Genomic DNA, 22189 nt, shown 5'->3' with positions numbered 1-22189 from the left:
ACGGTTCACGACTGAGCGCGAGCCTGGTTACGCAAGGCTTTCACCTGATCGTGGTTGCGTTGTACGCCGTGGTACTGGCGCTCAACCAAGTCACGAATGCCCACCAGGTTGTGCTGGGTGATCTTCTCGATCGCTGCTTTGTAAGCCTTGAGGGCGTGGTCTTCACCGCGCTCGGCTTCGTTCAACACAGCCTCTTCGTCTTTGCCGGTGACCATCGACTTCACATCGACCCAGCCACGGTGCAGGGCGCCGGCCACGCTGCCGGACTGTTCCGGGTCGCCACCCAGGGCACGCACGGCGGTTTTCAGCTCGGCGGCGGCAGTGGCGCAGTCTGCGGAGCGCTTGGCAAACAGCGCTTTGAGTTCGGGATGCTTGATGTCGTCAGCGCACTCTTTGAAACCTTTTTGACCGTCGATGCTGGTTTCGATCAGGTCGTTCAATACGGAGATGGACTCTTTATTGATATCAGTCATTTTTCAATTCCTTATGTGGGTTGAGAAAGGTTGCATTAATGATTGCAGCGCCCGTGCCAGGTTTTAAAAAACAACTTTTTCTTTAGATTTCAATAAGTTAAAAATAATTGAACGATCTGTACATGCGTTATTTGCATGATCTGTCATTTGGCCTTCATGCAGAATGCCTGTATTTTCCAAGACCTCGATGCAAACGCCTGAGCCGTCATGAACCCCGAAAAACTCGAACTGCTGATCACCCGCGAAATGCCCTTCGGCAAGTACAAGGGACGGATCATCGCCGACCTGCCCGGCCCCTACCTGAACTGGTTCGCCCGCGAAGGTTTCCCCCACGGCGAGCTGGGCGGGTTGCTGGCCTTGATGCAGGAAATCGACCACAACGGCCTGTCCGAACTGCTGGAGCCACTGCGCGCCAAACACGGCAAACCCGCGCCTCGTCACTAGGAACCCGCACCATGCCATGCAATGCAGCCAACGAAGCGCACTGGCGGGCCATCGCCGACCGCTATGCACTGGAGCCAGGCCCGATCAACCTGGAAAACGGCTACTTCGGGCGCATGAGCCGCGCGGTGCAAGCGCAGTACCTCGAGCACGTCGCGTTTATCAACCGCAGTAACGCGGTGCATGTGCGCCAGCGTTTCGAGCAGGGCGAAAACGTCGAGATCCGCCGCCAACTGGCCGAACTGATCGACGCCGACCCCGAATCGGTCGCCTTCACCCGTAACGCCACCGAAGCCTTGCAGTCGCTGATCCGCAACTACAACCTGTTTACCACTACCCGCAGTGGAGCGGCGTTCGGCACCTGTATCCGGGTGACACCGGGGTTGGCGACATCAACCGCAGACATCCATGCACTGATCAACGCCATCACCGCACTCAGCGCGGACTGAAAAATGTGGGAGGGGGCTTGCTCCCTCCCACATTTGAAGATGTGTGGGTCTCAAGGTTTTGCGCAGGCAAAAAAAAGCGGTCCGCCGACCAAGCGCACCGCAAAAATGCCGTTAAGCACAGCAACAACGATTCGATGAATCAGCTCAGTCCAGCAGCGCCAGTGCCTCGGCGGTGACTTCCTGGATACGCGCCCAGTCGCCGTTCTTGACCCATTCCGGGTCGAGCATCCAGCTACCGCCCACGCACATCACGTTTTTCAACGCCATGTAGCTCTTGATATTGGCCGGGCCGACGCCGCCGGTCGGGCAGAATTTCACTTCGCCAAACGGGCCGCCCAGGGCTTTGATGGCTGCGACGCCGCCGCTGACTTCGGCCGGGAACAGTTTGAAGCGGCGATAACCCAGGCTATAGCCTTCCATGATTCCGGAGGCATTGCTGATGCCCGGCAGCAGAGGGATCGGGCTGTGGACCGAAGCTTCAAGCAGGTCGCGGGTAATGCCGGGGGTGACGATAAATTGCGAGCCGGCAACCTCCGCGGCTTCGAGCATATGCCGATCGAGCACGGTACCGGCGCCGGTACACAACTCCGGGCGTTGCTCGCGCAGGACCTGAATGGCCTTGAGGCCGAACTCGGAACGCAGGGTCACTTCCAATGCGGTCAAACCACCGGCTGCCAGGGCGTCGGCCAGTGGCAGGATGTCTTGTTCACGGGCGATGGTGATCACCGGCAGGATCCGCGCCTTGGCGCAGAGGCTGTCGATCAGGGCAACTTTATCCGCCATGGACACGGTCGATTGAGGGCTTTTCATAGCGGCTGATCCTTGGCTCATGGGCACCAGTAAATCTCTAATGTAGGTTGCAAAAATGCGCGAATCGGCATGGCAGCAACGTCGTTGCTGGCCAGCGCGGCGCTCAACGTGGTCAATTTCGAACTGCCGGAAATCGACAGTACGGTGTAGTTCGCCGTAGCCAGCAGCGCGCGACTCATGGTCAGGCGCTGGCGTGGTACGGTCGGCGCGAGCATCGGCCAGCAACGGCGGGTACCGTCGGCCTGCAGGGCTTCGCTCAGGTTCGGACTGTTGGGGAACAACGACGCGGTGTGGCCGTCGTCGCCCATGCCCAGTACCAGCACATCAATGGCTGGCAGTTCGGCCAGCAGGCGATCGGCCTGCTCGGCGGCATCTTCAAGATTGGCGGCGGCGCTGTACAGGCTGAGGAACTTGGCCTTGGCTGCCGGGCCTTGCAACAGGTACTTCTTCAACAGGCCGGCATTGCTGTCGACGTGCTCCACCGGCACCCAGCGCTCATCGGCCAGGCTGACGGTGACCTTGGACCAGTCCAGACCCTGCTTGGCCAGGTTCTGGAAAAACGCCACGGGGCTACGGCCGCCGGACACCACCAGGGTCGCTTCGCCACGGGCACTGATGGCCGCGCGCAGTTGTTCGGCCACGTCGTTGGCCAGGCCATCGGCCAGCAACGCCGGCGAACGGTACTCATGGGCAGTGACGCCCTGAGGCAGTTTCAATTCAGATATCGCCATACCACGACCTCCCATCCCGCGTGATCAGTGCAATCGAGCTCATCGGCCCCCAGGAACCCGCCGCATACGGCTTGGGCGCATCACCGGATTTTTTCCACCCGGCGATCAACTGGTCACACCACTTCCACGCGGCTTCGATTTCATCTTTGCGAACAAACAGATTCTGATTGCCGCGCATTACTTCCAGCAACAACCGCTCGTAGGCATCGGGAATCCGCGCGCTGCGATAGGTGTCGGAAAAATTCAGTTGCAGCGGACCGCTGCGCAGTTGCATGCCCTTGTCCAGGCCCTGCTCCTTGGTCATCACGCGCAAGGAAATACCTTCGTCCGGTTGCAGGCGGATGATCAGTTTGTTGCTGATCTGCAAGCGCTGCTCGGGGGCGAAGATGTAGTGGGACGGTTCCTTGAAGTGGATGACGATCTGCGACAGCTTTTGCGGCATGCGCTTGCCGGTGCGCAGGTAGAACGGCACCCCGGCCCAGCGCCAGTTGCGGATATCGGCGCGCAGGGCGACGAAGGTTTCGGTATCGCTCTGGGTGTTGGAATTCTCTTCTTCCAGGTAACCCGGCACCGGCTTGCCGGCGCTGTAGCCGGCGATGTACTGGCCGCGTACCACCTGGGTGGTCAGGCCGTCCGGGCTGATCGGCGCCAGGGCCTTGAGCACCTTGACCTTCTCGTCACGGATGCTGTCGGCGGACAGGTCGGCCGGCGGGTCCATGGCAATCAGGCACAGCAGCTGCAGCAGGTGATTCTGGATCATGTCCCGCAGCTGCCCGGCCTTGTCGAAGTAACCCCAGCGGCCTTCGATGCCGACCTGCTCGGCCACGGTGATTTCCACGTGGGAAATGTAGTTCTGGTTCCACTGGGTCTCGAACAGGCTGTTGGCGAAACGCAGGGCGATCAGGTTCTGAACGGTTTCTTTGCCCAGGTAATGGTCGATGCGGTACGTGCGGTTTTCCGGGAAAAACTGTGCGACAGCGTCGTTGACCTTGCGCGAAGATTCCAGGTCCGAGCCGATGGGTTTTTCCAGCACCACGCGGGTATTGTCCGCCAGGCCGACCTTGGACAGGTTTTCGCAGATCGCCCCGTACACCGCCGCAGGCGTGGCGAAGTAGGCGATCAGGCGCTGCCCGGTGCCGGCTTTTTCAGCCAGGACCACGTAGTCGTCGGCGTTCATGAAATCGACGTGAACATACGTCAGGCGCGCCAGGAAACGCTGGGCGATGGCTTCGTCCAGTTCCTTGCCGACGTATTTGCGCAGTTCTGTTTCAATATGCGCCAGGTGCTGTTGCTCGGAACCGGCTTCGCGGGCCAGGGCCAGGATGCGCGTGTCGTCGTGCAAGAGCCCGGCACCATCGAGTTGATAGAGGGCAGGAAATAACTTGCGCAGCGCCAGATCACCCAACGCGCCAAACAGGGCAAAGGTGCAGGGTTCTACCGTTATCGAAGGCATGATGTTTGTTCTTTTATCAAGTTAAGCTACAAATACCTTTTTTCAAGGCATCACTCAAGGAAAAATGTAGTAATAACTACAACATTTTCCCGAAATACGCATTCCGAGTGGTGGTGTTCAGCTACCCTAAGTAGGATAGGCCACCGCAAAGGGCCACTCGTCGATTGGTGACCACCCTTTATTTGCATCGTCGCCCCAAGGAAACACTGTATGGACCGCGTGCGAAATCTTCTGGAACAGATCCGGAACCGCCTCGAAGAATTGAACAAGGCCGAGAAAAAAGTCGCCGAGGTCATCCTGCTCAACCCACAGCAGGCGACCCGCTTCTCGATCGCAGCCCTCGCCCAAGCCGCCTCGGTCAGTGAACCGACGGTCAACCGTTTCTGCCGTTCGTTCGGCGTCAGCGGTTACCCTGAACTCAAATTGCAACTGGCGCAAAGCCTGGCCAGCGGCGCGGCGTATGTCAGCCGTGCGGTGGAGGCCGATGATGACCCCGAGGCCTACACCCAAAAGATCTTCGGCAGCGCCATTGCCTCTCTGGACAGCGCCTGCCAGGCCCTCGACCCGAACCTGATCAGCAAGGCCGTGGACCTGTTGATCCAGGCGCGCCAGATCCACTTCTTCGGCCTCGGCGCGTCGGCCCCAGTGGCCATGGATGCGTTGCACAAGTTTTTCCGCTTCAACCTGTCGGTGACCGCCCATGCCGACGTGCTGATGCAACGCATGATTGCTTCGGTGGCGCACACCGGCGAGCTGTTCGTGATCATCTCCTACACCGGGCGTACCCGCGAGCTGGTGGAAGTGGCGCGTATTGCCCGGGAAAACGGCGCATCGGTGCTGGGTGTGACCGCCGAGAACTCGCCGCTGGCCAAGGTCAGCACCGTGAGCCTGAACATTCCGCTGCCGGAAGACACCGACATCTATATGCCGATGACCTCGCGGATCATCCAACTGACGGTGCTGGATGTACTGGCAACCGGCATGACCTTGCGCCGTGGCGTGGACTTCCAGCCGCACCTGCGCAAGATCAAAGAGAGCTTGAATGACAGCCGGTATCCGGTTGGCGATGAGTTCAACTGAAGCAGACAATGCCTCCAGCAGTCCCGACCTCTTCGCGAGCCAGCCCGCTCCCACATTTTGACGAGTCCTACTTTGGAATACGCTTCAAATGTGGGAACGGGCTTGCTCGCGAAGACGGTATCAGCAACAGCGCTAAACCCCAGCCCTGGCCTGCAAACTCAGATGCGCCCGCTCCCCCGGCGCCAGGCTGGCCCCGGCCATCGCCGACTCGACGCATACAAACCCCGACGCCTCGTTGAAGCTCACCCCCAGCAACGGCCGGCTGCCTGGGTGCCACACCACGGTGTCGGCGCTGTCGCCGGTGTCGATGCACAATTCGCGCTGCCAGGCGTGGTCCTTGAGGTGTAGCTCGCCCTCATGCTGGAACACGCGCTGACACCCGCCTTCCACGCGCAACTCGCCTTCCTGCTGGCAAGCCTGGCGATTGAGCTGGTCATAACCTAGCGCCCCGTCGAGCCCAGACAGCGCTATCTCACCGACATTGCCAATCCGCCAGTAAGCGTGCAACGCATGGCTCAGTTGGCACGGCAGCTCATCCTGATGCTCGGTACACAAGCGCAACTCCAGGGTTTCGCCCAGGTGCGCGTGCAAGTCCACCTGCCAGTCGCACAACTGCAACTGCCAGTGCAGGCGCACGCCGTCGTCGTCGGTGTTGCTGTCGAGCAGTTTCCAATCGATCAGCCGCGCCCAGCCATGGGACGGCCACGCATTCTCGCTGGGATGCCGGCCATACCACGGCCAGCACACCGGCACGCCGCCGCGAATGGCACCGACTTGTGGCCACTTGGCTGCGCACCACAACCAGGGTTTCTGCCCACGGGGCTGAAAATGCAGCAATTGCGCGCCCTGGCGGCTGAATACCGCCTGGCACAACGGATGGTCGATCACCAACACATCGCGCGTCTGGAAGCGCTCCCAGGCGAACACCGGACGCTCGCGCAGGGATTTGAAAAAGCGTTGCAGCGGATGCTCATGCATGTGCCACGGTCCTGAATATCTTCACAGTGCAATCCAAAAAAAAGCGGATAGCCATGGCTACCCGCAAATGCGCACAGAGAGAAGGAGCTTATCGCAACAGCGTTAGAACACCGACTGAATTTTCAGACCGGCCACCAGCGCGTTGTCGACTTTATCCACGCCGCCCGGGTGGACGACGTATTGCAGGTTGGGACGCACGGTCAGCCAGTTGGTGACGTGGAAACCGTAGTTGATTTCGTAGTTGTACTCGGTGCTGCGCAGCGGTGCGTACAGTGGGTTGTCGTAGTCGCTCACGCCATTGGCGACGTTGAGCAGTTCGGCGTTTTTCTTCACGTCGTCGTTAACGTGCAGACGAGCAGCGCCAATCCCCACGTCGTCTTTTGGACGCGCGTCGAAAGGCCCTTTGTACACCAACATGATCGACTGGTAGTTATCGACGGTGTTGGTGTCCTTGTCGTGGAACGTGGCGTTGGCCGCGATGTTCAGACCACGGGACGCGTCGCCGTTATGGGTAGTGAGTTGTTGCTGTGCAACGAACCAATAGCCTTTTTTGCTGCTGTGGGTACGGTAGGCCGCGCCGGTGGTGGCAGCATCGTTGCCGTTGACGTCTTCACGGACGTCGCTGGCGTCGGCGGCGCTCTTGTAGTAACCCACACGGTATTCGCCCGGCAGGTTATTGACCTTCGGCGACCAGACCAATTCCACCGGGATCACGGTGCCCTTGGTGCCACTGCCGCTGAGTTTGAAGCCGTTGCCGTGCTCCAACTGCGACGGGTTCTGGTTGTACGCACCGATCTGCGCATACAGCTCAGGCGTGATGTGGTACTTCACGCGGATCGCGGCCTGGGCGACCGGCCAGTTGTACCAGGTGCTGACGTAGTTACCGACCTGAGAGCCGCAGAACGACAAGTTCTGGAAGTCGCACGGGAAGGTGTTGAAGTCTTCGCCTTCACCGAAGTAACCGAGCTTCACGTCCAGCTTGTTGTCGAACATCTGGTGCTGAATCCAGAACTGGGTCAGACGCACCATGTGGCCACGGCCGTACACTTCTTGAGACGAGCTCAAGGTGCCGGCACGCGGATCACCGATACGGTCGTTGGAGATGTTCTGGCCGTTACGGTTGGTCAGCTGGATCTTGGCCTGGGTGTTATCCCAGCCCCACAACTTTTGCAGATCCAGTGCCACGCCCAGACCGAACTGGTCAGCGTAACGCGCCGTTTTGTCGTTGTTGTAGCCGCCGCTCAGGTTGCCACCGACTTCGCCGACGTAGTCAGCCTTGATATCGATACCTTGCTCGATCAGCTTGGTCCGCTCGCCGCCCCAATCGCCGGTCATCCATTTGGAATCGGCGCTGAACGCGTCGTCCGCCATCGCATTGGCGGACAGGACCAGGGCTGCCACTGCTGACAATTGGCAGATCAGCCGGGTGTTGTTGTGTTGCTTTTTCATCCCTACATCCTCGTCTTTATTGTTATTAAACTGTTTTTATCTAACGCGGGTTACATTTTTTTAATAAAAACAACAACTTACCTAATTCAGCGACCCTTGAACTGGGCCACGTTGTCGGCACGATCCTGTGCCGGCAGCGACGCAGCGGTGCCCAGGCGCTCGCCGGTCTTAGCGTCGAACAGCAACACTTTGGCCGGATCGAATTGCAGGGTCAGGGTCTCGCCCACCTGCGGCGCCACATCGGGTGCCAGGCGGCAGCAGACCTTGGTGTCATTGAGCTGCACGAACACCAGGGTGTCCGGGCCGGTCGGCTCGGTGACCTGGACTTCGGCACGAATACTCGACGCACCGTTGCCCTCCCCCGTCGCCAGCACGATTTGCTCCGGGCGCAGGCCGAGGATCACGTCACGGTCTTCCAGGCCGGCGTTGCTCATGCTCAGCGGCAGCTCGCAACGCGCCTGGCCGCTGTCGAGCAGCGCTACCAGGCCGCCGTCCTTGCGCTGCAGGCGCAGGGGAATGAAGTTCATCGGTGGCGAACCGATAAAGCTCGCCACGAACAGGTTGGCCGGATCGTTGTAGATCTCTTTCGGCGTGCCGAACTGCTGGATGATGCCGTCCTTCATCACCGCCACTTTGTCGCCCAGGGTCATCGCTTCGATCTGGTCGTGGGTGACGTAGACGGTGGTGGTTTTCAGACGCTGGTGCATCAGCTTCATTTCGGTACGCATCTCGACGCGCAGCTTGGCGTCGAGGTTGGACAGCGGTTCGTCGAACAGGTAGATCTTCGGCCGACGCGCCAGGGCCCGGCCCATGGCCACGCGCTGTTGCTGGCCGCCGGAGAGTTGGCCCGGCTTGCGGTTGAGCAGGTGTTCGATCTGCAGCAGCTTAGCCACCCGCGCCACTTCGGCGTCGATATCGGCCTGGGGCATCTTGCGAATCTTCAGGCCGAACTCGATGTTTTCACGCACGCTCATGGTCGGGTACAGCGCGTAGGACTGGAACACCATGGCGATGTCGCGATCCTTGGGGCTCATGCCGCTGACGTCCTGGTCGCCGATCATGATCGCGCCGCCGGTGATGGTCTCAAGGCCCGCGATGCAGTTCATCAGCGTGGACTTGCCGCACCCCGACGGGCCGACCAGGATCAGGAACTCGCCTTCCTTGATCGACAGTTCGATGTTCTTCAAGGTGTCGGGCAGGCCGGCGCCATAGGTCTTGTTTACATTGCGAAGTTCAAGCGTAGCCATGATTACCCCTTGACCGCGCCGGCCGTGAGGCCGCGCACGAAATACTTGCCTGCGATCACATAGACCAGCAGGGTCGGCAGCCCGGCGATCATCGCCGCCGCCATATCCACGTTATATTCCTTGGCCCCGGTGCTGGTGTTGACCAGGTTGTTCAGCGCCACCGTGATGGGCTGCGAGTCGCCGCTGGAGAACACCACGCCGAACAGGAAGTCGTTCCAGATCTGAGTGAACTGCCAGATCAGGCAGACCATGATGATCGGGGTCGACATCGGCAGGATGATCAGACGGAAGATGGTGAAGAAACCTGCACCGTCCAGGCGCGCCGCCTTGATCAACGCATCCGGAATGCTTACGTAGTAGTTACGGAAAAACAGCGTAGTGAACGCCAGGCCGTAGACCACATGGATAAACACCAGGCCGGTGGTGGTGCTGGCCAGGCCCATCTTGCCGAGAGTGAACGACGCGGGCAGCAGCACGGTCTGGAACGGCAGGAAGCAGCCGAACAGCAACAGGCCGAAGAACAATTGCGAACCACGGAAGCGCCAGAACGACAGCACATAGCCGTTCAACGCACCGATGGCGGTGGAAATCAGCACGGCCGGCACAGTGATCTTGATCGAGTTCCAGAAGTAGCCATCCACCGTGGCCCAGGCCTTGACCCAGCCGATGCCGGTGACCACGGTCGGCCAGCTCAACAGGTTGCCGGTGCTGATGTCTTCCGGGGTCTTGAAGCTGGTGAGCAACATCACCACCAGCGGCACCAGGTACAGCAGCACCGCTAAGATCAGCACCGCATAGATCGCGATGCGGCTCAGGCTGATGGCAGGTTTTGCGGCAAGACTAGTCATTACGCTTGGTCCTCAGCTCGGAGTACAGGTACGGCACGATGATCGCGAGGATCGCACCGAGCATCAGGATTGCACTGGCCGAACCCATGCCCATCTGGCCGCGACTGAAGGTGAACGAGTACATGAACATCGCCGGCAGGTCGGACGAGTAGCCCGGTCCGCCTGCGGTCATCGCCGCCACCAGGTCGAAACTCTTGATCGCGATGTGCGCCAGGATCATCACCGCACTGAAGAACACCGGACGCAGGCTCGGCAGCACCACGCTCCAGTAGATGCGCGGCAGGCTTGCGCCGTCGATCTGCGCGGCACGGATGATCGATTGATCGACGCCACGCAGGCCGGCCAGGAACATCGCCATGATGAAACCGGAGGCTTGCCACACGGCAGCGATCACCAGGCAGTAGACCACGCGGTCCGGGTCGATCAGCCAGTCGAGACGGAAGCCTTCCCAGCCCCAGTCCCGCAGAAGTTTGTCCAGGCCCATGCCCGGGTTGAGCAGCCATTTCCAGGCCGTACCGGTGACGATCATCGAGAGCGCCATCGGGTACAGGTAAATGGTGCGGATAAAGCCTTCACGACGGATTTTCTGGTCGAGGAAAATCGCCAGCGTCACACCGATCACCAAGGTGATGCCGATGAACATCCCGCCGAACAGCGCCAGGTTCTTGCTCGCGACCCACCAGCGATCGTTGTCGAACAACCGCTCGTACTGCGCAAGGCCCGCCCATTTGTAGCTCGGCAGGAACGTCGACGTGGTGAACGACAGCACAAACGTCCACAGGATGTAACCGTAGAAGCCCACCAACACGATGAACATGCTTGGCGCCAGCACCAGTTTGGGTAGCCAGCGCTGCAGGGCATCGAACGGCGAGGCTTTGCTGAACACAGCAACAGAACTCATGGGAAAATCCAATACAGAGGAAAAGGACTACAGGAACGTACCGGATGGGGGCCAGGGCTCCCCCATCCGGTCAACCGTTACTTGGCCGACTTGATCGCAGCGCCGAGTTTCTTGGCGGTGTCGGCCGGATCGGCTTTCGGGTCGTTGATGTAGTTGGTCACGACGTCAAAGAACGCACCTTGCACGGCCAGCGTGGTGGCCATGTTGTGCGCCATGCTTGGCTGCAGGCCGCCGCTCTTGGCGTCAGCCAGGAAGTCTTTGGCCGCGGTCTGAGCGCAGGAGTCGAAACCGTAGGATTCCATTTTGTTCAGCATGTCGTTGCGCACAGGGATCGAACCCTTGTTGATGCTGAACACTTTCTGGAAGTTTTCACCCAGCACGACTCTGGCGATGTCCTGCTGACCGGCTGCAGTGCCTTTGTCTTTCTGCTTGAACACCGCCAGGGAGTCGATGTTGTAGGTGAAGGCTTTTTCGGTGCCCGGGAAGGCTACGCACTCGTAGTCTTTGCCGGCGACTTTCTTCGCGGCGGTCCACTCGGACTTGGCCCAGTCACCCATGATCTGCATGCCGGCCTTGCCGTTGATGACTTTGCCGGCTTCGAGGTTCCAGTCCTGGCCTTTGCCGTCGACGTCCATGTAGGTCGCGACTTTCTTCAGCTCGGTCAGCGCCTTGACCATTTGCGGGCCAGTCAGCGCGCCGTTGTCCAGGTCAACCAGGGCTTTCTTGTAGCCATCGGCGCCCATCACCGACAGAACGACCGCTTCGAACACGGTGCTGTCCTGCCAAGGCTGGCCACCATGGGCGAGCGCGATGAAGCCAGCGGCCTTGAGCTTGTCGCCAGCGGCGTAGAATTCTTCGAGGGTGGTCGGGTTCTTGGTGATACCGGCTTTCTTGAAGACTTCCGGGTTGATCCACAGCCAGTTCACGCGGTGGATATTCACCGGAACGGCAACGTAGTCACCGTCGTACTTCACGGTATCGGAGACTTTCTTGTCGAGCAGGGAGTCCCATTTTTCTTCTTTGGCCACGTCTTTGAGGACGTCGGTGTCGAGCAGACCGGTGGATGCCCATTCCTGGATGTCCGGGCCTTTGATCTGGGCTACGCCGGGTGGGTTGCCGGCGACCGCGCGGCTTTTCAGCACGGTCATGGCCGTGGCGCCGCCGCCACCTGCGACAGCACCGTCTTTCCAGGTGAAGCCGTCTTTTTCAACTTGGGCCTTCAGGACATCTACTGCCGCTTTTTCACCGCCCGAGGTCCACCAATGCACAACTTCAACCGTCCCTTTCGAGTCGGCGGCAAATGCACTGAGGGGAAACAACGAGGCAATGGAAATAGCGACGGCGAGGCGATTAATCGCGTTCATCTGAGTACCTTTTCTTGTTGTTATGCATGCAAGTCTGGAGCTTGCGCTGCACGGAGTTTAAACAGGGAATTTTTAAGCGCAGGTAACAAAGGGATGCACAAATGTCACCACTTGGTGACATAGCACCCGGAGCCCAACGCACTGGCCATGCTCGGCGCCAACGGCAGCGCCGGCAGCAGGACCGCTTGCCAGGCATGGTACAGGTCCGGTTTGCCGCCCCAGATCTTGCTGCTGGGCTGGTTGTGCGGGCTGAGTTCGTGGTGCCAACTGCCGTGGGTACGGTCGATAAAATGGCTGTCGCAAAACTCCCAGAAGCGCCGGTACCAGGTTTCGTAATGCGGCTCGAAGGTGCGTTTGAGCAAGGCCTGCGCGGCGGCGCTGGCTTCGGCGTGGGTCCAGTGCAGGCGCTCGCGCACTACCGGGCGCTGGTTCCAGTCCAGGGTGTAGACGATGCCGGGGGCGCCATCCACGGCCCAGGCGCAGTCGCAGGCGCTGGCGAACAGGCCTTTGGCGTCGGTCACCAGCCAGTCCGGCGTGGCCAGCCCGGCCCGCAGGCGCGCAGCCTCCAGGTGCAATAGCAACCGCGCCCACTCGAAGCCGTGGCCGGGGGTCACGCCATAGGGGCGGAAGCCGTCGGCGGGGTTGTCTTCGTTGTAACCGCGCAAGGGTGCCCACTGGGCGTCGAAATGCTCGATCACCATGAACTGGTTGCCGACGGCGTGGGTGTGGATCACGCGCTCGACGATGCGCAGCGCGCGGTCCAGCCAGCGCGTGTCGGCGGTGACGTCGGCCAGGGCAAGGAACGCTTCCGTCGCGTGCATGTTGCTGTTGGCGCCGCGATAGGCCTCGACGCCGCTCCAGTCCTGGGCAAAGGATTCGAGCATGACGCCCTCCTCCTCGCTCCAGAAAAACTGCTCGATGATCTGGATCGCGTCGTTCAACAGGGCTTGTGCGCCGGGTGCGCCCGCGACCACCGCAGAACTGGCGGCCAGGGCGACAAAAGCGTGCAGGTAGGCAGCCTTGCCGGTATTGCCATCCACAGCGTGGGGCGTGGAGAACCAGCCACCGTGCGCGTTATCGCGCAGCGCGCCGCTGAGGGCGGCCACCCCATGTTCGACCAGCCCGGCATAACCGGGCAACCCCATCGCGTGAGCCATGGCGAAGCTATGGGTCATGCGCGCGGTGTTCATGGTCTCGGCAACGGCATCGGCCGGCAACTGGCCTTTATCGTCCAGGTTGCCGAACCCGTCGGGCAGGCGCGAAGCCTTGGCGAATGACAGCAGCCGCTGGCCTTCGCTGGCGAGCCAGGCGTGGTGGGCAGGTGCGTTCAGCCAACTGCTGGCAGGCAGTGGTTGGGTGGTCATGGGGAGCCCTTATTATTGTTTGTGGGATGACCGGAGTCTAAACAAGGGCGAGGTGAGCACATGTAACGAAGGACCAGGGAAATGTCACCAGATGGTGACATTTCCCCCAAGCCCTTTACTGACCGATCGGCGTGACCGCGGCCGGCGCATTGATGCGCTGATTCAGGTTCTGCACCTGGCTCTGCAAGGTGGTGATATTGCGGGTGGTCTGGATGCGGAACACATCGAACTCTTTATTGGTCGGCGCGTCGCTATTGCCCGGCTGGTTGTCCTGCGCGCTCTTTAGCACCACCAGGTCTTGTTCAAGACGGGCGATGGCTGCACTCGGGTTGCCCTGTTTCTTCAGGGCCGCCACGTCGGCGACCAGTTCCCTGATCTCGGCATCGCGCTTGGCGGCCTCACCTTGTGCCGCCTTGAGGCTGGCCACGGCGTCGGTCAACGCCTGCACCTGGCCTTGCAGCTTGGCGTTGGCGTTCGACAGGTCGGTGGTGCTGGCGGTCATCTGGGCCAGGCGCTTATCCAGTTCGGTGGCCTGGCCGGCCACGCCGACTTGCTGCTTGCCCTGCTCCAGCAACTGGGTTTCCAGCTGCTTGATCTGCAGTTTCAGCGCTTCGCTGCCGTTGTTCACGCTGGCCTCATTGGCCACGAACTTGCCGGAAATATCCTGCAGGCGCCCCGCCGCTTCTTCGCTGATGCGTGCAAAACTTTCCTGGGTGGCAACCAGTTGCTGGCCCATCAGGGAGATCTGCTGGAAGCTCCACCAGGCCAGGCCGGCAAAGGCGATCAGCAGCGCGCCGACCAAGGCCCACAGCGGCCCGGTACTGGCACTCTTGACCTTGACCACAGGGGTATTGCGCGAACGCACGGAGGTGGCGGCGGTCGGCACGAAATCATCATCGTCCAAGGAGTCGGCCCGCAGGCTGGGAACATTGTCGAAATCGTCGTTGGCATCGTTACGCATGAATCAACCCTGAATCGGTGAGATAGCTATCTGAAAAGCCGAGCGGCGGCAGTATAAACCGCTGTCCTACCGCACTGATCGACCTGGAACCCTGAATTCGGTTCCCGATGTGTTGCTGCTTGTGAGCTTACTTCAGCCCCGGTTCCTGGGCCTTCCACCAGCTGCAGAACTCGTCGAGCGCGGTCCACAGGCTGACCTTGGGGTCATAGTCGAGATAATGCCTTGCGCGGCTGATGTCGAGGGTGAAATCTTTGTTCATCACCTGCATGCCCAGGCGCGACAACGCCGGCTCCGGGCGCCCGGGCCACAGCGCGCAGAATGCCTCGTTCAACGCGGCGATACTGTAGGACAAACCGTAGGACCGATACCGCGTCACCTGGGGCAAGTCCATCTGGCGCATCACGTAGTTCACCACATCCCACACCGGCACCGGGGTGCCGTTGCTGATGTTGTAGGCTTTGCCCAGCGCCGAGCCGGTGGCGAGCAGACTGCTGAGCAGCGCTTCGTTGAGGTTGTGGACGCTGGTGAAGTCGACCTTGTTCAGGCCGTCGCCGACGATGGCCAGGCGGTTCTTGCGCTGCATTTTCAACAGACGCGGGAAGATGCTCATGTCGCCGGCGCCGGTGACAAAACGCGGGCGCAGGGCCAGGACTTCGAGGCCGAATTCCTGGGCACCGAACACCTTTTGCTCGGCCAGGTACTTGGTGGCGGCATAAGGATGCTTGAAGCGCTTGGGCACTTGGTCTTCGGTCAGCCCCAGGTGGTCGCGGCCGTCGAAATAGATCGATGGCGACGACAAGTGAACCAGGCGCCCGACCCGTTGCTTGAGGCAGGCTTCGACAACGTTCTCGGTCACCAGCACATTGCCCTGATGGAAATCCTGATAGCGCCCCCACAGCCCGACAGCGCCGGCGCAATGCACCACGGCTTCGACATCGCGGCACAGTTCGCGCACCAGGTCGGCATCATTCAAATCACCCTGGATAAACTCGGCACCGCGCCGTACCAGGTGTTCCACACCTTCGGCGCGCCGCCCGTTGACCCGCACGTCCAGGCCCTGCTCCAGGGCGAAACGCGCAAAGCGCCCGCCGATGAAGCCGCTTGCGCCGGTGACCAGAATCTTCATGTATTACTCCGTGTTCTTTCGTTTTTCATCGCTGTTGCCTTGACGCCCGCCATCAGTCCAACGGCACCAACCATTGACCACAGGCCTGGGCTAGATGGTCGGTCAACAAACCCAACAGTTGCCCGCCACTGCGCCAATGATGCCAGTACAGCGGCACATCGATGGGCTTATCTGGCAATAACTCGACCAATACGCCCCTTTGCAGCTGGTCGCCGACCTGCAGTTCAGGCACCAGGCCCCAACCGAGCCCGGCTTCCGCCAAGCGGATAAACCCTTCGGACGACGGGCACAAATGGTGCTCGAAACCGCCGTCCACCCCGAGCGCGGCCAGGTAGCGGTGTTGCAGGAAATCGTCCGGGCCGAATACCAAGGCCGGCGTGCGCGCCAGTTGATCGGCGCGCACACCGTTGGGGAAGTGCCGTGCGATAAACGCCGGACTCGCCAGCGCCCGATAGCGCATGGCGCCCAGCAACAGGCTGCGCGCCCCGGCCACCGGGCGTTCACTGGCGCAGATACAGGCCGCCACTTCACCGGCGCGCATGCGCTTGAGGCCGACGGTCTGGTCTTCCACCACCAGGTCCAGCAGCAAATGCTGCTCGGCGCAAAAGTCGCTGACGGCCTCGGCCCACCAGGTGGCGAGGCTGTCGGCATTCAACGCGATGCGCAGGCGTTCGGGCATGCCTTCTTCATCCAGCGCCGGCACCTGGCTTTGCAAGTCGCGCTCCAGCAGCCGTACCTGTTGCACATGGTTGAGCAGGCGCCGGCCGATATCGGTCGGCGTCGGCGGGGTGGCCCGCACCAGCACCGGCTGGCCGATCCGTGCCTCCAGCAGCTTGATACGCTGGGAGATCGCCGATTGCGACAACCCCAGCACCTGGGCGCCGCGCTCGAAGCCGGCTTGTTCCACCACCGCCGCCAGGGCGGAGAGCAATTTATAGTCGAACATCAGTTTCTCTAATGAGCGATCAGCAATATTGGTTTTTCTTATACAGCCATGCCAGGGAAGATAGCCAGCATCGTTTCGGCTTGAGCAAGGATCTTCAACTATGTGGCAAAGCTATATGAACGGCCTGCTGGTCGCGTTGGGGCTGATCATGGCCATCGGCAGCCAGAACGCCTTTGTGCTCGCGCAAAGCCTGCGTCGTGAACACCACCTGCCGGTGGCGGCCCTGTGTGTGGTCTGCGATGCGCTGCTGGTGGCCGCCGGGGTATTCGGCCTGGCGACGATACTGGCGCAAAGCCCGATCCTGCTGGGGATTGCCCGCTGGGGCGGTGCCGCGTTCCTGCTGTGGTACGGCGCCTGCGCGCTGCGGCGGGCCTGTTCGAAACAGAGCCTCGACCAAGGCGACGCCCTCAAGGTGCGCTCATTGCGCGCCGTGTTGCTCAGCGCGTTGGCGGTGACGTTGCTCAACCCCCACGTTTACTTGGACACCGTGCTGCTGATTGGCTCGCTGGGCGCCCAACAGACCGAACCCGGCGCCTATGTGGCCGGCGCGGCCAGCGCTTCGTTCCTGTGGTTCGCCACGCTGGCGCTCGGCGCCGCCTGGTTGGCCCCGTGGCTGGCACGTCCGGCGACGTGGCGTCTGCTCGACCTTCTGGTGGCGGGGATGATGTTCAGCGTGGCCTATCAATTGATCAGTGCATGATGAATATTCCAAAACGCTCTGGAACCTCTATCCCACACAGTTGTTGCGTGGTTTTGCCACACCCCGGGTGCTATGATCCGGACCCTGCGCCGCAAAGAGTACAAACTCCCCGGCGCTTGTTTGGCCGCCCGTGATCGGCCTTGCGCTCACCGCAACTGACCTGATTAGGAGAATCATCATGGCTTTCGAATTGCCGCCGCTGCCCTACGCACACGATGCCCTGCAGCCGCACATTTCCAAGGAAACCTTGGAATACCACCACGACAAGCACCACAACACCTATGTCGTGAACCTGAACAACCTGGTGCCTGGCACCGAGTTCGAAGGCAAGACCCTGGAAGAAATCGTCAAGTCTTCTTCGGGCGGCATCTTCAACAACGCCGCTCAGGTCTGGAACCACACCTTCTACTGGAACTGCCTGGCGCCAAACGCCGGCGGTCAACCGACCGGCGCACTGGCTGAGGCCATCAACGCTGCGTTCGGTTCGTTCGACAAGTTCAAAGAAGAATTCACCAAGACGTCCGTCGGCACCTTCGGTTCCGGTTGGGGCTGGCTGGTGAAAAAGGCTGACGGTTCCCTGGCCCTGGCCAGCACCATCGGCGCCGGCAACCCGCTGACCAGCGGCGACACCCCGCTGCTGACCTGCGACGTCTGGGAACACGCTTACTACATCGACTACCGCAACGCCCGTCCAAAGTATGTGGAAGCGTTCTGGAACCTGGTCAACTGGAAGTTCGTGGCTGAGCAGTTCGAAGGCAAGGCCTTCACTGCCTAAGCAACCCTTGCAGTAAAAAGAGCCCGGCGATTGCCGGGCTTTTTTTTGTGCGTTCGACGGCGGCGCCAGTTGGGCATGACGGAACCAACTGCGCGGAAATTGCCACCCAGGCAGTGAGAGGAATGTCCCTTTCATTCAATGTCGGAGAATTAACTTATGATCGCAGGCGCAGCAGGATTAGGAGCAGCAGCCTCCGCAGCCGCAGCACTCGCCCCCGTGCTAATGCCGTTGGCTGAACAAGCCGCCGGTATGGCCATGAATGTCGCAAAAGACCTTCTGAAAAACGCAACGAGTGCTGCCGGCAGCGCAACGAATCAACAGCAGCAAATCAAATTCTGATTGGGAAAGCGTGAACGGTGGCGGAGCAAAATCAGTCCGCCATCACTTGAATTCCCCCCTCGCCTGACGACCCCGCCTGCAACAGACCGGCCCACCATGGCGTCATGGAGCATCGCGCCGCAATGTTCCTTTGACTGCCATCACCAGATTGCCAATACTCATGGCATATTGAAGGCCACCCGCATGAGACAAGGAATGCCCCTTTGAAGCTGGAACTCAAAAACAGCTTGTCGGTGAAGTTGCTACGGGTTGTGCTGCTGTCGGCATTGATCGTGGGCGTGGCGCTGAGCGTGGCGCAGATCGTTTTCGATGCCTACAAGACGCGCCAGGCCGTGGCCGATGATGCCCAGCGCATCCTCGACATGTTTCGCGACCCCTCGACCCAGGCCGTCTACAGCCTGGACCGCGAGATGGGCATGCAGGTGATCGAAGGTCTGTTTCAGGACGACGCGGTCCGCATGGCCTCCATCGGCCATCCCAACGAAACCATGCTCGCGGAAAAAAACCGCGCCTTGCAGCAATCCTCCAGCCGCTGGTTGACCGACCTGATTCTCGGCCAGGAGCGCACGTTCACCACCGCCCTGGTCGGCAAAGGCCCCTATAGCGAGTATTACGGCGACCTGAGCATCACGCTCGACACGGCCACCTACGGCAAGGGTTTCATTGTCAGCTCGGTGATCATTTTTATTTCCGGGGTGCTGCGCGCACTGGCCATGGGCCTGGTGCTGTACCTGGTGTATCACTGGCTGCTGACCAAGCCGCTGTCGCGGATTATCGAGCACCTGACCTCGATCAACCCCGACCGCCCCAGCGAACACAAGATCCCCCAGCTCAAGGGCCACGAACGCAATGAACTGGGGCTGTGGATCAATACGGCCAACCAGTTGCTCGAATCCATCGAACGCAACACCCACCTGCGCCATGAAGCGGAATCCAGCCTGCTGCGCATGGCCCAGTACGACTTTCTCACCGGCCTGCCGAACCGCCAGAAACTGCAGGAGCAACTGGACAAGATCCTGATCGACGCCGGCCGTCGGCAGCGCCGCGTCGCCGTGTTGTGCGTGGGCCTGGATGACTTCAAAAGCGTCAACGAGCAGTTCACCTACCAGGCCGGCGACAAACTGCTGCTGGCCCTGGCCGATCGCCTGCGCGCCCACAGCGGCCGCCTCGGCGCCCTCGCCCGCCTCGGCGGCGACCAGTTCGCCCTGGTGCAGGCCGATATCGATCAGCCCTACGAAGCCGCCGAACTGGCGCAAAGCATCCTCGATGACCTGGAAGCGGAGTTTGCCCTCGACAGCGAGCAGATTCGTCTGCGCGCCACCATCGGCATCACCTTGTTCCCGGAAGACGGCGACAGCACCGAGAAACTGCTGCAAAAAGCCGAACAGACCATGACCCTGGCCAAGAGCCGCTCGCGCAACCGCTATCAGTTCTATATCGCCAGTGTCGACAGTGAAATGCGCCGACGCCGCGAACTGGAGAAAGACCTGCGCGACGCCTTGAGCCGCAATCAGTTTTACCTGGTGTACCAACCGCAGATCAGCTACCGCGACCACCGCGTGGTCGGCGTCGAAGCGTTGATCCGTTGGCAGCACCCGGAACACGGCCTGGTGCCGCCAGACTTGTTCATCCCCCTGGCGGAACAGAACGGCACGATTATCGCGATCGGTGAATGGGTGCTCGACCAGGCCTGTCGACAATTGCGCGAATGGCACGACCAGGGCTTCACCGAGCTGCGCATGGCGGTCAACCTGTCCACCGTGCAACTGCACCACACCGAATTGCCACGGGTGGTGAATAACCTGATGCAGATCTATCGCTTGCCACCGCGCAGCCTGGAACTGGAAGTGACCGAGACCGGCCTGATGGAAGACATCAGCACCGCCGCCCAGCACCTGCTGAGCCTGCGCCGCTCCGGCGCGCTGATCGCCATCGATGACTTCGGCACCGGCTATTCATCCTTGAGCTATCTGAAAAGCCTGCCGCTGGACAAGATCAAGATCGACAAGAGCTTCGTGCAGGACCTGCTCGACGATGACGACGACGCCACCATCGTGCGCGCGATTATCCAATTGGGTAAAAGCCTGGGCATGCAGGTGATCGCCGAAGGCGTGGAAACCGCGGAACAGGAGGCTTACATCATCTCCGAGGGCTGCCATGAAGGTCAGGGCTACCACTACAGCAAACCGTTGCCGGCACGGGAATTGGCGGCGTATTTGAAGCAGGCCGAACGGAATAACGCGGCCATTCTCTGACACGACCAAACGATAGTTGAGATTTCCCTCGTATAACCCTTTACAGAAAATGCAAATCTTTCGCATTATGTTGCAGTTTTGCGCGGCCCCCGCGCGCCCTATCAACGACCGATGCAGGATGTTCGCCATGATTCGTATGCCCCTGGCCACCGCCAGTCTGTTGGCCATTGCCATTTCGCTCGCCGGTTGCGGCGAAGGTAAAGACAAGGCCGCCGCGCCCCAGGCGCCGACCCCGGCCGCCAGCACTGCCGCTCCGGCGGCTGCCACCTCTGCCGGCCAGGTCGACGAAACCGCCGCCAAGGCCGTGGTCGCGCATTACGCTGACATGGTGTTCGCGGTGTACAGCGATGCCGAATCCACCGCGAAAACCCTGCAAACCGCGATCGACACCTTCCTCGCCAACCCGAACGACGAGACCCTCAAAGCCGCCCGTACCGCCTGGGTCGCCGCGCGCGTGCCGTACCTGCAGAGCGAAGTGTTCCGCTTCGGCAACACCATCATCGACGACTGGGAAGGCCAAGTGAACGCCTGGCCCCTGGACGAAGGCCTGATCGACTACACCGACAAATCCTACGAGCACGCGCTGGGCAACCCTGGCGCCACGGCCAACATCATCGCCAACACCGAGATCCAGGTCGGCGAAGACAAGGTCGACGTCAAGGACATCACCCCGGAAAAACTCGCCAGCCTCAATGAGCTGGGCGGTTCCGAAGCCAACGTCGCCACCGGCTACCACGCCATCGAATTCCTGCTGTGGGGCCAGGACCTGAACGGCACCGGCCCGGGCGCCGGCAACCGGCCTGCGTCGGACTACATGACCGGCGACGGTGCAACTGGTGGCCACAACGAGCGCCGCCGCACGTACCTGCGCGCCGTGACGCAGTTGCTGGTCAGCGACCTGGAAGAAATGGTCGGCAACTGGAAACCCAACGTCGAAGACAACTACCGCGCCACGCTGGAGGCCGAACCGGCCACCGACGGCCTGCGCAAAATGCTGTTCGGCATGGGCAGCCTGTCGCTCGGCGAACTGGCCGGTGAGCGCATGAAGGTGTCCCTGGAAGCCAACTCGCCGGAAGACGAGCAGGACTGTTTCAGCGACAACACCCACAACTCGCACTTCTACGACGCCAAGGGCATCCGCAACGTCTACCTGGGCGAGTACACCCGCACTGACGGCAGCAAAATGACCGGTGCCAGCCTGTCATCCCTGGTGGCCAAGGCCGACCCGGCCGCCGACGCCGCGTTGAAAGCGGACCTGGCGGCGACCGAAGCGAAGATCCAGGTCATGGTTGACCACGCCAACAAGGGTGAGCACTACGACCAGTTGATCGCTGCGGGTAACGACGCGGGCAACCAGATCGTGCGGGACGCCATCGCCGCACTGGTCAAGCAGACCGGCTCGATCGAAGCGGCTGCCGGCAAGCTGGGGATCAGCGACCTGAACCCGGATAGCGCTGATCACGAGTTCTGATCACTGCCGACGCCTAAGTGCCATAAAG

At 60.9% G+C, this 22189-nt stretch carries 21 protein-coding genes and 1 pseudogene; 8 read left to right on the top strand and 14 right to left on the bottom strand.

Annotation, left to right across the window (positions count from 1 at the left end; genetic code table 11):
* Window positions 1-5: 5 nt before the first annotated feature.
* Window positions 6-473: a ferritin-like domain-containing protein gene (locus ACP7E3_RS12360; protein ID WP_017847193.1), complete on the bottom strand. Its 468-nt coding sequence runs from the start codon at window positions 471-473 to the stop codon at window positions 6-8.
* A 207-nt stretch (window positions 474-680) separates the two neighbouring features.
* Between ACP7E3_RS12360 and ACP7E3_RS12355 the strand changes: the two genes are divergently transcribed.
* Together ACP7E3_RS12355 and ACP7E3_RS12350 are read left to right on the top strand one after the other, a co-directional pair.
* Window positions 681-917 carry a DUF3820 family protein gene (locus ACP7E3_RS12355; protein WP_003213031.1) on the top strand — a complete coding sequence of 79 codons (237 nt, stop codon included), beginning with the start codon at window positions 681-683 and terminating at the stop codon, window positions 915-917.
* Between the two features lie 11 nt (window positions 918-928).
* A pseudogene (locus ACP7E3_RS12350) lies at window positions 929-1237 on the top strand (aminotransferase class V-fold PLP-dependent enzyme); the annotation flags it as partial.
* A 270-nt stretch (window positions 1238-1507) separates the two neighbouring features.
* Here ACP7E3_RS12350 and ACP7E3_RS12345 read toward each other — a convergent pair.
* From ACP7E3_RS12345 to zwf, 3 genes are read right to left on the bottom strand one after another with little or no spacing between them, the layout of a single operon-like run.
* A complete protein-coding gene (locus tag ACP7E3_RS12345) occupies window positions 1508-2173 on the bottom strand; it encodes a bifunctional 4-hydroxy-2-oxoglutarate aldolase/2-dehydro-3-deoxy-phosphogluconate aldolase (protein ID WP_017847191.1) in 666 nt (221 codons plus the stop codon).
* A 17-nt stretch (window positions 2174-2190) separates the two neighbouring features.
* On the bottom strand, window positions 2191-2904 hold the full coding sequence (gene pgl, locus ACP7E3_RS12340; RefSeq protein WP_046382287.1) for a 6-phosphogluconolactonase: 714 nt from the start codon (window positions 2902-2904) through the stop codon (window positions 2191-2193).
* Window positions 2891-4357 carry a glucose-6-phosphate dehydrogenase gene (gene zwf / locus ACP7E3_RS12335; RefSeq protein WP_017847189.1) on the bottom strand — a complete coding sequence of 489 codons (1467 nt, stop codon included), beginning with the start codon at window positions 4355-4357 and terminating at the stop codon, window positions 2891-2893. The genes pgl and zwf overlap by 14 nt, the downstream gene beginning before the upstream one ends.
* Before the next feature lie 219 nt (window positions 4358-4576).
* Here zwf and ACP7E3_RS12330 point away from each other — a divergent pair, with 219 nt between their 5' ends.
* Entirely contained in the window at window positions 4577-5437 is an 861-nt protein-coding gene (locus ACP7E3_RS12330) for a MurR/RpiR family transcriptional regulator (protein WP_169850571.1), read from the top strand.
* Between the two features lie 132 nt (window positions 5438-5569).
* Here ACP7E3_RS12330 and ACP7E3_RS12325 read toward each other — a convergent pair whose 3' ends face one another.
* The 10 genes from ACP7E3_RS12325 to ACP7E3_RS12280 all read right to left on the bottom strand — a co-directional run bounded on the left by ACP7E3_RS12325 (window position 5570) and on the right by ACP7E3_RS12280 (window position 16621).
* Window positions 5570-6415, bottom strand: coding sequence for a D-hexose-6-phosphate mutarotase (locus ACP7E3_RS12325; RefSeq protein ID WP_057004511.1), 846 nt, complete (start codon window positions 6413-6415; stop codon window positions 5570-5572).
* A gap of 102 nt (window positions 6416-6517) precedes the next feature.
* Window positions 6518-7864 (bottom strand): carbohydrate porin, encoded by a 1347-nt coding sequence (locus ACP7E3_RS12320; protein WP_017847186.1) that lies wholly within the window; start codon window positions 7862-7864, stop codon window positions 6518-6520.
* An 86-nt stretch (window positions 7865-7950) separates the two neighbouring features.
* Complete coding sequence (locus ACP7E3_RS12315) at window positions 7951-9111, bottom strand: ABC transporter ATP-binding protein (RefSeq protein ID WP_046382286.1); 1161 nt, start codon at window positions 9109-9111, stop codon at window positions 7951-7953.
* A gap of 2 nt (window positions 9112-9113) precedes the next feature.
* A complete protein-coding gene (locus ACP7E3_RS12310) occupies window positions 9114-9959 on the bottom strand; it encodes a carbohydrate ABC transporter permease (RefSeq protein WP_046382285.1) in 846 nt (281 codons plus the stop codon).
* A complete protein-coding gene (locus ACP7E3_RS12305) occupies window positions 9952-10860 on the bottom strand; it encodes a carbohydrate ABC transporter permease (RefSeq protein ID WP_003175732.1) in 909 nt (302 codons plus the stop codon). The genes ACP7E3_RS12310 and ACP7E3_RS12305 overlap by 8 nt, the downstream gene beginning before the upstream one ends.
* A 77-nt stretch (window positions 10861-10937) precedes the next feature.
* Entirely contained in the window at window positions 10938-12224 is a 1287-nt protein-coding gene (locus tag ACP7E3_RS12300) for an ABC transporter substrate-binding protein (RefSeq protein ID WP_057004512.1), read from the bottom strand.
* 104 nt (window positions 12225-12328) lie between these two features.
* Window positions 12329-13588, bottom strand: a complete 1260-nt coding sequence (locus ACP7E3_RS12295) for an AGE family epimerase/isomerase (RefSeq protein WP_426123212.1) — start codon at window positions 13586-13588, stop codon at window positions 12329-12331.
* Between the two features lie 115 nt (window positions 13589-13703).
* Complete coding sequence (locus tag ACP7E3_RS12290) at window positions 13704-14549, bottom strand: hypothetical protein (RefSeq protein WP_046382283.1); 846 nt, start codon at window positions 14547-14549, stop codon at window positions 13704-13706.
* 127 nt (window positions 14550-14676) lie between these two features.
* Window positions 14677-15675 carry an NAD-dependent epimerase/dehydratase family protein gene (locus tag ACP7E3_RS12285; protein WP_046382282.1) on the bottom strand — a complete coding sequence of 333 codons (999 nt, stop codon included), beginning with the start codon at window positions 15673-15675 and terminating at the stop codon, window positions 14677-14679.
* A 52-nt stretch (window positions 15676-15727) separates the two neighbouring features.
* On the bottom strand, window positions 15728-16621 hold the full coding sequence (locus tag ACP7E3_RS12280; protein WP_017847178.1) for a LysR family transcriptional regulator ArgP: 894 nt from the start codon (window positions 16619-16621) through the stop codon (window positions 15728-15730).
* Between the two features lie 100 nt (window positions 16622-16721).
* Between ACP7E3_RS12280 and ACP7E3_RS12275 the strand changes: the two genes are divergently transcribed.
* From ACP7E3_RS12275 to ACP7E3_RS12255, 5 genes are all read left to right on the top strand, one after another.
* Window positions 16722-17321, top strand: coding sequence for a LysE/ArgO family amino acid transporter (locus ACP7E3_RS12275; RefSeq protein WP_017847177.1), 600 nt, complete (start codon window positions 16722-16724; stop codon window positions 17319-17321).
* Between the two features lie 178 nt (window positions 17322-17499).
* Window positions 17500-18096 carry a superoxide dismutase gene (locus ACP7E3_RS12270; RefSeq protein ID WP_017847176.1) on the top strand — a complete coding sequence of 199 codons (597 nt, stop codon included), beginning with the start codon at window positions 17500-17502 and terminating at the stop codon, window positions 18094-18096.
* A gap of 156 nt (window positions 18097-18252) precedes the next feature.
* A complete protein-coding gene (locus ACP7E3_RS12265; protein ID WP_017847175.1) occupies window positions 18253-18435 on the top strand; it encodes a hypothetical protein in 183 nt (60 codons plus the stop codon).
* 203 nt (window positions 18436-18638) lie between these two features.
* Window positions 18639-20690: a putative bifunctional diguanylate cyclase/phosphodiesterase gene (locus ACP7E3_RS12260; RefSeq protein ID WP_017847174.1), complete on the top strand. Its 2052-nt coding sequence runs from the start codon at window positions 18639-18641 to the stop codon at window positions 20688-20690.
* A gap of 127 nt (window positions 20691-20817) precedes the next feature.
* Window positions 20818-22161: an imelysin family protein gene (locus ACP7E3_RS12255; RefSeq protein ID WP_057004516.1), complete on the top strand. Its 1344-nt coding sequence runs from the start codon at window positions 20818-20820 to the stop codon at window positions 22159-22161.
* Window positions 22162-22189: the final 28 nt, after the last annotated feature.

The sequence above is a fragment of the Pseudomonas sp. PSPC2-3 genome, assembly GCF_049898265.1.
GTDB classification, from domain to species: Bacteria; Pseudomonadota; Gammaproteobacteria; order Pseudomonadales; family Pseudomonadaceae; genus Aquipseudomonas; species Aquipseudomonas veronii.
This window is presented reverse-complemented; position numbering and strand designations above follow the sequence as displayed.

Excerpts from the sequence above, each read along its gene's own strand:
- ACP7E3_RS12360 (WP_017847193.1), bottom strand. The coding sequence starts at position 473 with ATGACTGATATCAATAAAGAGTCCATCTCCGTATTGAACGACCTGATC.
- ACP7E3_RS12355 (WP_003213031.1), top strand. The coding sequence starts at position 681 with ATGAACCCCGAAAAACTCGAACTGCTGATCACCCGCGAAATGCCCTTC.
- ACP7E3_RS12345 (WP_017847191.1), bottom strand. The coding sequence starts at position 2,173 with ATGAAAAGCCCTCAATCGACCGTGTCCATGGCGGATAAAGTTGCCCTG.
- pgl (WP_046382287.1), bottom strand. The coding sequence starts at position 2,904 with ATGGCGATATCTGAATTGAAACTGCCTCAGGGCGTCACTGCCCATGAG.
- zwf (WP_017847189.1), bottom strand. The coding sequence starts at position 4,357 with ATGCCTTCGATAACGGTAGAACCCTGCACCTTTGCCCTGTTTGGCGCG.
- ACP7E3_RS12325 (WP_057004511.1), bottom strand. The coding sequence starts at position 6,415 with ATGCATGAGCATCCGCTGCAACGCTTTTTCAAATCCCTGCGCGAGCGT.
- ACP7E3_RS12320 (WP_017847186.1), bottom strand. The coding sequence starts at position 7,864 with ATGAAAAAGCAACACAACAACACCCGGCTGATCTGCCAATTGTCAGCA.
- ACP7E3_RS12315 (WP_046382286.1), bottom strand. The coding sequence starts at position 9,111 with ATGGCTACGCTTGAACTTCGCAATGTAAACAAGACCTATGGCGCCGGC.
- ACP7E3_RS12310 (WP_046382285.1), bottom strand. The coding sequence starts at position 9,959 with ATGACTAGTCTTGCCGCAAAACCTGCCATCAGCCTGAGCCGCATCGCG.
- ACP7E3_RS12305 (WP_003175732.1), bottom strand. The coding sequence starts at position 10,860 with ATGAGTTCTGTTGCTGTGTTCAGCAAAGCCTCGCCGTTCGATGCCCTG.
- ACP7E3_RS12300 (WP_057004512.1), bottom strand. The coding sequence starts at position 12,224 with ATGAACGCGATTAATCGCCTCGCCGTCGCTATTTCCATTGCCTCGTTG.
- ACP7E3_RS12295 (WP_426123212.1), bottom strand. The coding sequence starts at position 13,588 with ATGACCACCCAACCACTGCCTGCCAGCAGTTGGCTGAACGCACCTGCC.
- ACP7E3_RS12290 (WP_046382283.1), bottom strand. The coding sequence starts at position 14,549 with ATGCGTAACGATGCCAACGACGATTTCGACAATGTTCCCAGCCTGCGG.
- ACP7E3_RS12285 (WP_046382282.1), bottom strand. The coding sequence starts at position 15,675 with ATGAAGATTCTGGTCACCGGCGCAAGCGGCTTCATCGGCGGGCGCTTT.
- ACP7E3_RS12280 (WP_017847178.1), bottom strand. The coding sequence starts at position 16,621 with ATGTTCGACTATAAATTGCTCTCCGCCCTGGCGGCGGTGGTGGAACAA.
- ACP7E3_RS12275 (WP_017847177.1), top strand. The coding sequence starts at position 16,722 with ATGTGGCAAAGCTATATGAACGGCCTGCTGGTCGCGTTGGGGCTGATC.
- ACP7E3_RS12270 (WP_017847176.1), top strand. The coding sequence starts at position 17,500 with ATGGCTTTCGAATTGCCGCCGCTGCCCTACGCACACGATGCCCTGCAG.
- ACP7E3_RS12265 (WP_017847175.1), top strand. The coding sequence starts at position 18,253 with ATGATCGCAGGCGCAGCAGGATTAGGAGCAGCAGCCTCCGCAGCCGCA.
- ACP7E3_RS12255 (WP_057004516.1), top strand. The coding sequence starts at position 20,818 with ATGATTCGTATGCCCCTGGCCACCGCCAGTCTGTTGGCCATTGCCATT.